The 1,301-nt window shown below is 37.5% G+C and carries 2 protein-coding genes; both read left to right on the forward strand.

Annotation, left to right across the window (positions count from 1 at the left end; all coding sequences use genetic code 11):
* Nucleotides 1-39 precede the first annotated feature (39 nt).
* Nucleotides 40-411: a transposase gene (locus ACFQ1K_RS09970; RefSeq protein WP_320556885.1), complete on the forward strand. Its 372-nt coding sequence runs from the start codon at nt 40-42 to the stop codon at nt 409-411.
* Entirely contained in the window at nt 411-1,262 is an 852-nt protein-coding gene (locus ACFQ1K_RS09975; protein ID WP_320556886.1) for an IS3 family transposase, read from the forward strand. Before ACFQ1K_RS09970 ends, ACFQ1K_RS09975 begins: the two co-directional genes overlap by 1 nt.
* Nucleotides 1,263-1,301: the final 39 nt, after the last annotated feature.

Below are 1,301 nucleotides of genomic sequence, written 5' to 3' on the forward strand. Positions count from 1 at the left end.
TGACCCGTCCTGAATAAAGGCTACATAATTTTAAACATTATGTACAAAAACGACAAAGTCATCAGACGGTATTCAGAACCTTTCAAACTGAAAATTTTAGACGAACTTACAACCGGAAAGCTAAACAAGTATCAACTAGGCAAGGCTTATGGTATTGCACCAACCACCATTAACGAATGGATAAGGAAGTACAACCGTAAAGACCTTATGAACACACGAGTGACCGTGAAGACAAAAGATGAAATAACGCGTATCAAAGAGCTTCAAAAGGAGATTGAACAACTTAAAAAACTTCTCTTGAAAAAGGACATGGATGCTTTGATTGATGAGTCCTATCTCGAAGTGGCCGCTGAACAACTGGGCTATAAATCAGTACTGGAGCTAAAAAAAAAGCTAAGTATCAAGCACTGATAAAGGCAAGGGAAAAGTCAAAGGGATTTGCCTCTCTAACTACTATAACTGCTTGCTTCGGACTTAAACGTGATGCCTACTACAAATACAAACGTAGAGAAGATAAACGCCTAGAACTAGAGGAAAAAGTAGTTGCCATAGTAAAGAACAGACGCAGATCCCTTCCCAGAGAGGGTGTTAGAAAACTCTGTAAATCTTTAAGTACAGACCTTGAAAATGCCAAACTGAAAATAGGCAGGGATACCCTGTTCAATATCCTTAGAAAACACAATATGCTGATACACAGAAAAAAATATAGCTCAAGAACCACAAACTCATTGCACAGGTTCTACAAATACAAGAACATCATTAAAGATGTGGAAATCACTAGGCCAAACCAAGTCTGGGTAAGCGATATTACTTACATCAGAACCGTAAAAGGGTTTTGTTACCTGGCACTCATTACAGATATGTACAGTCGGAAAATCATTGGTTATGACATCAGCAATAGCCTGGAGCTAAAAGGCTGTGAGAGGGCTTTAAATAAAGCACTCTACATCGCTAAGGACACTACTGAACTTATACACCATTCTGATAGAGGCATACAGTACTGTAGTAATGTGTACACCCAAATCTTAAAAAGAAACAACATCAAAATTAGTATGACAGAAGAAAATCATTGCTACGAAAACGCCGTTGCTGAGCGCGTAAACGGTATCCTAAAAGACGAATTCTATCTCGACCAGACCTTTGATAGCTTGCAACACGCTAAGAAAGCCACAAAAAATGCAATTAATCTGTACAATGAAATAAGATTACATTTATCTTTAGATTTTAAAACACCTGATATGGTATATAAATTAACAGCGTAAATCAATTTTTAACCTGTAGCCATATTTCAGGACGAGACA

This window comes from Winogradskyella aquimaris (genome assembly GCF_042676105.1).
Taxonomy (GTDB): Bacteria; Bacteroidota; Bacteroidia; order Flavobacteriales; family Flavobacteriaceae; genus Winogradskyella; species Winogradskyella aquimaris.

Coding starts and splice junctions, on each gene's coding strand:
- ACFQ1K_RS09970 (WP_320556885.1), top strand. CDS start 40: ATGTACAAAAACGACAAAGTCATCAGACGGTATTCAGAACCTTTCAAA.